Annotated in this window: 5 protein-coding genes; 3 read left to right on the forward strand and 2 right to left on the reverse strand. The window is 55.2% G+C overall.

Annotated elements, in window-relative coordinates:
- Window positions 1–1,581 (forward strand): translational GTPase TypA (gene typA / locus H6F43_RS15780; RefSeq protein WP_190343679.1); only part of this gene is annotated, 1,581 nt, incomplete at its 5' end.
- A 145-nt stretch (window positions 1,582–1,726) separates the two neighbouring features.
- Here the strand turns inward: typA and H6F43_RS15785 are convergent.
- The gene (locus tag H6F43_RS15785) at window positions 1,727–2,944 is read right to left on the reverse strand and encodes a PilT/PilU family type 4a pilus ATPase (RefSeq protein WP_190343680.1); all 1,218 of its coding nucleotides are present in this window, start codon (window positions 2,942–2,944) and stop codon (window positions 1,727–1,729) included.
- 221 nt (window positions 2,945–3,165) lie between these two features.
- Here H6F43_RS15785 and H6F43_RS15790 point away from each other — a divergent pair, with 221 nt between their 5' ends.
- Both H6F43_RS15790 and H6F43_RS15795 read left to right on the forward strand, forming a co-directional pair.
- Complete coding sequence (locus H6F43_RS15790) at window positions 3,166–4,323, forward strand: DUF58 domain-containing protein (protein WP_190343681.1); 1,158 nt, start codon at window positions 3,166–3,168, stop codon at window positions 4,321–4,323.
- A gap of 102 nt (window positions 4,324–4,425) precedes the next feature.
- The gene (locus tag H6F43_RS15795) at window positions 4,426–4,953 is read left to right on the forward strand and encodes a photosystem I reaction center subunit XI (RefSeq protein WP_190343682.1); all 528 of its coding nucleotides are present in this window, start codon (window positions 4,426–4,428) and stop codon (window positions 4,951–4,953) included.
- 254 nt (window positions 4,954–5,207) lie between these two features.
- On the opposite strand, the gene groL is transcribed toward H6F43_RS15795, so the two are convergent.
- Window positions 5,208–6,692: chaperonin GroEL (gene groL, locus H6F43_RS15800; protein ID WP_190343683.1), on the reverse strand; the 1,485-nt coding region annotated here is incomplete at its 5' end.

Below are 6,692 nucleotides of genomic sequence, written 5' to 3' on the forward strand. Positions count from 1 at the left end.
AACATTGTGGATACGCCCGGTCACGCCGACTTTGGTGGCGAAGTAGAGCGGGTGTTAGGCATGGTGGATGGCTGTTTGCTCATTGTGGACGCGAACGAAGGTCCAATGCCGCAAACGCGGTTTGTGCTGAAGAAAGCGCTGGAGAAGGGGCTGCGTCCGATCGTCCTTGTCAACAAAATTGACCGTCCTCAGGCAGACCCGCACGGCGCGATCGACAAGGTGCTCGATCTGTTCCTGGAGCTGGGCGCAGATGACGACCAGTGCGAGTTTCCTTACCTGTTCGCGTCCGGGCTAGCGGGCTACGCGATCGAGCACCTAGAGGACGAACCTGTAGACATGAAGCCGCTGTTCGACGCATTCCTGCGCCACGTACCGCCGCCAGTGGGCGATCCAACGAAGCCGCTGCAATTGCAGGTAACAACGTTGGACTACTCCGACTATCTGGGTCGCATTGTCATTGGCAAGCTGCACAACGGTGTCATCCGTATGGGGCAGCAAGCCGCGCTCATCAATGAAAAGGGTCAGATCATCAAAGCCAAGGTTACGAAGCTGATGGGCTTTGAAGGACTGAAGCGAATTGAAATTGAAGAAGCCTCCGCTGGAAACATTGTTGCGGTGTCGGGCTTTGCAGACGCTAACATCGGCGAAACGATTACCGACCCCAACGATCCGCAGGCGCTACCACTGATTAAAGTCGATGAGCCGACGCTGCAAATGACCTTCTCGGTCAACGACTCGCCGTTTGCTGGACAGGAAGGCAGCTATGTTACGTCGCGGCAGGTTCGCGATCGTCTCTACCGCGAACTGGAAACCAACGTGGCGCTACGGATTGAAGAGACCGATTCGCCCGATCGCTTCCTTGTATCGGGTCGGGGCGAACTGCACCTCGGCATTCTGATCGAAACAATGCGACGCGAAGGCTACGAGTTCCAGGTGTCTCAGCCACAGGTGATTTACCGCGAAGTCAACGGTCACCCCTGCGAACCCTACGAAACTCTGGTGCTGGACGTGCCTGAAGACGCGGTAGGTAGCTGCATCGAGCGGCTGGGGCAGCGCAAAGGCGAAATGCAAGACATGCAGGTGGGCGCAAACGGACGCACTCAGCTAGAGTTTGTAATTCCAGCACGGGGGCTGATTGGCTTCCGGGGTGAGTTTATGCGCCTGACTCGCGGCAACGGCATTATGAACCACAGCTTCCTCGACTACCGTCCGCTGACAGGCGAGATTGAAGCGCGTCGCAACGGCGTTCTGATTGCGTTTGAAGAGGGCACGTCAACCTTCTACGCCATGAAGAATGCGGAAGATCGCGGTGCGTTCTTCATCACGCCGGGCACACGGGTCTACAAGGGCATGATCGTCGGTGAGCACAACCGCCAGCAAGATCTGGAGCTAAACATCTGCAAGACCAAGCAGTTGACCAACCACCGCGCTTCCGGAGGTGAAGAACTGGTGCAGCTACAAACACCGATCGACATGAGCCTAGAGCGAGCGCTGGAGTACATCGGTCCCGATGAGCTGTTGGAGATCACCCCAGAGTCGATCCGCTTGCGTAAGCTGACGAAGAAGCTGGCAAAACGATAAACCACTAACAACCTGCAGATTGGGTGGAGTGCTAGTGAAACTCAACCTACTGGATAAAAAGCTGAATTAAAAGGGGGCGTAGTAAACTACGCCCCCTTTTTTCTTTATGCCGCATCTACTGACAGCATTCGCCAGCAGACCTCGCTTAAACCGGATGGTAGTCGCGGGTTGGTCCGCCCGATGGGTCGAACTCACGGTTGGTCGATCGGCTCGGATCGTAACCCTCGTTGCGAACGCGACGGCGCAGATCACCGGGATCGGACGATGCCTGTACCGCGTCGTCCGGGCTGATCTTGCCCAGCAGCACCAAGTCGCATAGCGCTTGGTTCATGATTTGCATGCCGTTGCCCGTGTCAGTTTCCATCAGTTGAAACGCGTCAGTTTCCTGACCTTTCAGCAGGTAATCCGCCATCGCGGGCGTATTGATCAAGACTTCGTGAACGGCTGTCCGACGACCGTCCGTGGTAGAGACCAACTGCTGAGCCAGCACCGCCAGCAGCGACTCAGTAATCTGAATCCGCATCGCGTGCTGCTCTTCAGGGTGGTAGATGTTGAGCAAACGGTTGAGGGCGTTGATGGCGTTGCGCGTGTGCAGCGTTGCCAGCACCAAGTGACCCGTTTGCGCTGCTTTCAGCGCTGTATCTACCGTAATCCGATCGCGCATTTCCCCAATCAGAATCACATCAGGGTCTTCCCGCAGCACTGCCCGCAGCGCTTGGTGGAACTCTAGCGTGTGCAGTCCTACCTCACGCTGACTGACCAAACAGCGATTCGACGAGTGAACATACTCAATTGGGTCCTCGATCGTCACCACGTGGCGCGTCATCGTATCGTTCAGGTGCCGAATCATCGCCGCCAGCGACGTTGATTTACCAGACCCCGTTGGACCCGTAATTAGCACCAAGCCTTGCGGATGACCTACCAACTGCTTCATCACCTGCGGCAATCCCAGTCCGTCGATCGAGGGCACTTCCAGCGAGATCAATCGCAGCACGATCGCGCCCCCATTGAGGGACTCAAAGCAGTTCACGCGACAGCGTAGGAACCCTGGATAGAAAATTGCTGTATCCAATTCCTTCTCGTCCTCAAACCGCTTTCGCTGCTGGGGAGTCAGAACTTCAGCCAAAAATTGCTCAAAAAGAGCGGTGGTCACTGGAGGATGTTCCTTAAATGGCAACATCTGTCCGCGGATGCGAAATCGAGGGACTTCGTTAACGCGGATGTGAATATCGGATGCCTGCCGAGCGTGGGCATCGCGCACCATCTGCTCGATCGTGCTGGCTGGCTTAGACCGTCCTCCGGATATCGGCGCGGGCGGCGGCGGCGGGGTTGCCGATGAGCGAGGAGGTACCGGGCTGTTCATGGGTGTCTCCCTAGTAGGTCTTTCCACGGGAAAATCGGTCGAACTAAGGTGGCAGCATTTAGCAGTGGACGCCTAGGTGAACTAGACTGTGAGGGTTCGGCTGCACTGGTTGAGCAACCGCAGCACAAGCGCACCAACGTTTTACCGCTAAATATTCTTTTCATTGTATCGGGTAACTTTACAGCGATCGGAATTCCTAAGAATTCTTGTTGCCATTTCTTATGAATCAGGTTAAGCGATTAGTGCATTGGTTGGAAACTCATTGGGCAACACCGGCTTACAGTGGCTGGCTGCTGAGTGGACTGTCAGTATTTTTCTTTCTCTCAGCAACAAACACTCTAGCAGGCTGGCTGTATGTCATGAGCGGGATCGGAGCCGCACTGCTGGTGATCGCGGCAGTTCTGCCAGAGCGTAACCTGCATCGTCTTCGAGTGCAGCGCCACTTGATCGAACCCGTCAGCGCCGGAGATGCCTTGACGATCGAGCTGCTGTTAGAAAACCCGACCCCACAGTCCAGAGATCTGATTCAGGTGCAGGATGTTCTGCCGGATGCGCTGGGTCAACCCGTCTCTCACTCAATTGAGACGATCGCGCCCCGCAGTACCTACCGCTGGAGCTACACGCACCCCACTCAGCGACGCGGCATTTACCGTTGGCAGCTCGTACACCTGCGGACGGCAGCACCGCTGGGTCTGTTTTGGTGTCGTCGGTCGCGCTCTGCCAAGGCAAGGGCGATCGTCTACCCGACCGTTCTACCGCTGAGCCAGTGTCCTCTAATCGACGAGATGGGACAGGACGAATCTGTACAGATTCGCAGCGATCGTCGCGCTCAAGCTGCGTCTGAGGGATTGACTCGATCGCTGCGTCCCTACCGCTGGGGCGATTCTACCCGCCTGATTCACTGGCGCACCAGTGCCCGCTACGGAGAACTGCGGGTGCGTGAGTTGGAAACTTTCACTGGCGGACAGGAACTGGTCATCGGCTTGGACAGCGCGACGGTGTGGCAGCCCGAAGACTTTGAGCAGGCGGTGATTGCTGCTGCATCGCTCTACTTCTACGCCTACCGTCACAATCTCAGCGCTAAACTCTGGACAGCGGGTACTGGGCTGATTCAAGGCAATCAAGCGGTTCTGGAAGTCCTCGCCGCGATCGCCGCTGCTGAAACCTCCCAGAGTGAGCTTCCTAGCGCTCCTACGATTTGGCTGACGCAAAACCCAGACAGCCTTGGCGCGCTACCCTACAAGAGCCGCTGGCTACTATGGGCACGCTCAGGTGATGCTTCCAAACCTACTGTTCATCGAAACACGTCTGGTGTTTTGATTGAGCCTGAGCGATCGTTACAGGTGCAGCTCCAACAATCGTTAAGCAATAGCCGTTAATAATTAATGCTTCTTAACGTTCAGCTTTAAAAATGGAAGATCCACTTATGATAATCTTCCAAAGATAACCTGTTCGCGATATACCAGACAGAAACAAAATTTATGGTAGAAGCAATTGACAGATCTAAAGATCGTCCAAGCGATCCAAGAAATCGTGAAGTTGTTTTCCCTGCAAATGATCCTCTAAATGGAAATTTGGCAACTCCGATTAATTCTTCTCCGCTTGTACGTGCCTACATCAACAATCTGCCCGCATACCGCCAAGGCTTGACCCCGATTCGTCGAGGCTTGGAAGTGGGTTTGGCACATGGCTATTGGATTGTCGGCCCCTTTGCTAAGTTCAATCCGCTGCGAGATACTGAGGTTGGCACGTTGACGGCGCTATTTGCGACCGTTGGCTTGCTGATCATTTCTACGCTTGCGATCTCGCTGTATGGTGCAAGCAATCCGCCTGCGCCGACTGTAACCATCACCACCCCCAACCCTCCAGAAGCGCTTAAGACGGGTGAAGGCTGGAATGAGTACGGAACTGGCTTTTTGATCGGTGGCGTTGGTGGCGCGATCGTGGCTTACTTCATCTTGGCAAACGTCGATGTCTTCAAGAATTTCTTGAACTTCATTCACGTCTAGTTTATTGCTTGAAAGTTAAGGCTTTGTCATGGGGATAAGCGTGTCTTGTCCCCATATTTTTTGTTTAAATCAGCCCTAAGGATTGCTTCTTTGTGCCGTCCATCGGTTCCCCAATGTGCATTTTCTATAAGATGATGAACTAAATTCGTCAAGCAATTCTCCATAATCTAAGCGATCGCCCCTCACGAGACGATCGCCCTTAATTATTTGACTTTGGAGAATGAGGTACTTCCTCATTCTCCATTGCCTATCTCTTAGTAATCGAAATCGCCGCCCATGCCAGCGCCAGCACCTGCTGGAGCGCCATCCTTCGGCTCAGGCTTATCGACCACAATGCACTCAGTCGTCAGCACCATGCCAGCGATCGAAGCCGCATTTTGCAGCGCCGAGCGAGTCACCTTTGCAGGGTCCACGATGCCCGCTTCGAACATATCAACGAATTCGTTCGTTGCAGCGTTAAAGCCGACGTTGAACTCCTTCTCTTTGACACGCTCAGCAATGACTGCGCCGTTCTGACCTGCGTTCTCAGCGATCCGCTTCAGAGGAGCCGCCAGAGCGCGAGCCACGATCGTTGCACCGATCAACTCTTCACCCTTGAGGCTGCTGTTTGCCCAGCTTTCGAGCTCGGGAGACAGGTGAGCCAGCGTCGTACCACCACCGGGAACGATGCCTTCTTCCACAGCCGCCTTGGTCGCGTTAATCGCATCTTCCAGACGCAGCTTACGGTCCTTCATTTCGGTTTCCGTTGCCGCACCAACCTTAATTACTGCCACACCGCCAGCCAGCTTCGCCAGACGCTCTTGCAGCTTTTCCTTGTCGTAGGACGAATCAGTCTCGTCCATTTGACGGCGGATTTGCTCAACACGCGCCTTAACTGCTGCTTCGTTGCCTTCAGCAACGATCGTCGTGTTGTCCTTGGTGATGGTGACGCGGCGAGCGCGACCCAGCATGTCTACCTTGGCAGCATCCAGCTTCAGACCTGCATCTTCGGTGATCAGTTGACCACCTGTCAGGACTGCGATGTCTTCCAGCATAGCTTTCCGACGATCGCCAAAGCCGGGAGCCTTGACTGCTGCCACGTTCAGCACGCCACGCAGACGGTTCACAACCAAGGTTGCCAATGCTTCTTTTTCGATGTCTTCCGCAATGATCACCAGCGGACGACCTGCACGCGCCACTTGCTCCAGCACAGGCACGAGGTCTTGCACCAGCGTGATCTTCTTGTCGGTGATCAGCAGGAACGGCTCATCCAGAACCGCTTCCATGCGCTCGGTGTCAGTGGCAAAGTAGGGCGAGATGTAGCCTTTGTCGAAGCGCATCCCTTCGGTGACTTCCAGTTCGGTCGTCATCGATTTGCCTTCTTCCAGCGAAATCACGCCTTCCTTACCGACTTTATCCATCGCTTCTGCAATCATGCTGCCGACTTCGTCGTCGTTACCTGCAGAGATTGCGCCGACTTGCGCGATCGCCTTGGAATCTTCCACAGAGCGAGCGTGCGCCGCGATTTTGTCCACCAGGAAGCCCGTTGCCTTGTCAATGCCGCGCTTGAGGGCGATCGCGTTCGCACCTGCTGCCACGTTCCGCAGACCTTCTTTCACCATCGCGTGAGCCAGCACGGTTGCCGTCGTGGTGCCGTCGCCTGCCGCATCATTGGTCTTGGAGGCAGCCTGACGAATCAGCGCCACACCCGTGTTCTCTACGTGGTCTTCCAGTTCAATTTCTTTTGCGATCGTCACACC

The organism is Leptolyngbya sp. FACHB-36, from assembly GCF_014695955.1.
Lineage (GTDB): Bacteria > Cyanobacteriota > Cyanobacteriia > Leptolyngbyales > Leptolyngbyaceae > FACHB-36.

Coding starts and splice junctions, on each gene's coding strand:
- H6F43_RS15785 (WP_190343680.1), bottom strand. CDS start 2,944: ATGAACAGCCCGGTACCTCCTCGCTCATCGGCAACCCCGCCGCCGCCG.
- H6F43_RS15790 (WP_190343681.1), top strand. CDS start 3,166: ATGAATCAGGTTAAGCGATTAGTGCATTGGTTGGAAACTCATTGGGCA.
- H6F43_RS15795 (WP_190343682.1), top strand. CDS start 4,426: ATGGTAGAAGCAATTGACAGATCTAAAGATCGTCCAAGCGATCCAAGA.